The sequence below is a fragment of the Limnohabitans sp. genome, assembly GCF_038134685.1.
Taxonomy (GTDB): domain Bacteria; phylum Pseudomonadota; class Gammaproteobacteria; order Burkholderiales; family Burkholderiaceae_C; genus Limnohabitans_A.
The window spans coordinates 1-2161 of the sequence record NZ_JAYPVP010000022.1 but is presented as its reverse complement, the minus strand read 5'-3'; the positions used below and the strand labels follow the sequence as shown (position 1 = coordinate 2161).

The window sequence follows — 2161 nt, the reverse complement described above, 5'->3', positions numbered from 1 at the left end:
CTCAAGAACCTGAGCGTCAACATCCCGCGCGGCCAGTTCAACGTCATCACCGGGGTCAGCGGTTCCGGCAAATCCACGCTCGCATTCGACATCCTCTTCAACGAAGGCCAGCGACGCTACCTGGAAAGCCTCAACGCCTACGCCCGAAGCATCGTGCAGCCCGCAGGCCGTCCCGAGGTCGATGCCGTCTACGGCATCCCGCCCACGGTGGCCATCGAGCAACGCCTCTCACGCGGAGGTCGCAAATCCACCGTCGGCACCACCACCGAGGTCTGGCACTTCTTGCGTCTGCTGTACGTCAAGCTCGGCATCCAGCACTGCGTGCACGACGACACGCCGGTGCAACCGCAAACGCCCGACAGCATTGCGGCACAACTGATGACCCAGTTCAAAGGCCAGCACATTGGCCTGCTGGCACCGCTGGTGGTCAACCGCAAGGGCGTCTACACCGAGCTGGCCGAATGGGCACGCCCGCGTGGTTACACGCACCTGCGTGTGGACGGCGAGTTCCTGCCCACCCAGGGTTTTCCGCGCATCGACCGTTTCAAGGAACACAACATCGAACTGCCTGTGGCCAGCCTGGATGTGCTGCCCTCCCAGGAAACGGCACTGCGCAAGGCGCTGAACACCGCCCTTGAACACGGCAAAGGCGTGGTGCATGTGCTCAGCCATCTGGACGGTCTCAGGCAGGCCATGGAAAACGGCACTTCGACGGCGCGCATTGGCCAGCACCGCGTGTTTTCGACCCTGCGTGCCTGCCCGGCTTGTGCCACCTCGTATGCCGAGCTGGACCCGCGCCTGTTCTCGTACAACAGCAAGCACGGCTGGTGCCCCGACTGCGTGGGCACCGGCACCAAACTGAGCAAGGAACAGCGCAAAGTGTTTGACGACTCGGTGCAGGGCGACAAGGACAAAGGCCGCGAGCAGACCTTTGCCGAGCCCGAGGTCGAAGACCTGGTGGACGTGGCCTGCCCGACCTGCGAAGGCACCCGCCTGAACGCCACCGCGCGTGCCGTCAAGCTGCACGGTGCAGGCACACAGGCCTGGCGCATCACCGACATCGCGCGCCTGTCGGTCAGCGATGTGCGCCGCTGGGTGGAAACGCTCAAGCTCTCGGGTCGCGAAGCCGACATTGCCCGTGACCTGATCCCCGAGATCAGAAGCCGTCTGGAATTCCTCGAAGAAGTGGGTCTGGGTTACCTCACACTCGACCGTGGCGCGCCCACCCTGTCTGGTGGCGAGGCCCAGCGCATCCGCCTGGCCGCGCAGCTGGGCAGCAACCTGCAGGGCGTGTGTTATGTGCTCGACGAACCCACCATTGGCCTGCACGCGCGCGACAACCAGATCCTGCTCAACGCCCTGCACAAGCTCGGCGACAAGGGCAACACGCTGGTGGTGGTGGAGCACGACGAGGACACCATCCGCCGAGCTGACCACATCATCGACATCGGCCCCAGTGCCGGCAAACGTGGTGGTCGTCTGGTGGCCGAAGGTTCGGCCGCAGACATCTCTGCCGCTACCGATTCGCAAACCGGACGTTATTTGCTGCACGCCATGAAGCATCCGTTGCAGCCACGTCGCGCCGTGGTGGAGAAATGGGGGTCAGATCCCGATTTCGCGCAGAGAAACTCGGGCGCTGACCCCAATTTCTCTGGCGCGCAAAGCGCTGCCCTGCATTGGCTCACCCTCAACGGCGCCCAACTCCACAACCTGCAAGACGTCGACGTTGAAGTCCCTCTGAAGCGCCTGGTGGCTGTCACCGGCGTCAGCGGCTCCGGCAAATCCACCCTCGCCCGCGATGTGCTGCTGACCAACGTGCAGGCGCTGGTCCAACAGCGCAGCACGCAGACGGGCCGCACCGCCCAGGACAAGGGACAGCGCGTGCCGCTCGTCGGCTGCACCGACGTGCAAGGCTTCGAGGTCATCGACCGCGTGCTCGAAGTGGACCAGACGCCGATCGGCAAAACCCCGCGCTCCTGCCCGGCCACCTACATCGGCTTCTGGGACACCATCCGCAAACTGTTTGCCGAAACCCTTGAAGCCAAAGCCCGTGGCTACGGCCCCGGCCGCTTCAGTTTCAACACCGGCGAAGGCCGGTGCCCCAGCTGCGAAGGCCAGGGCATGCGCACCATCGAGATGAGCTTTTTGCCCGATGTGAAAG

Annotated in this window: 1 pseudogene; it reads left to right on the top strand. The window is 64.4% G+C overall.

The annotated features are described in order from the left end of the window. A pseudogene (locus AAFM15_RS09585) lies at positions 1 to 2161 on the top strand (excinuclease ABC subunit A); the annotation flags it as partial.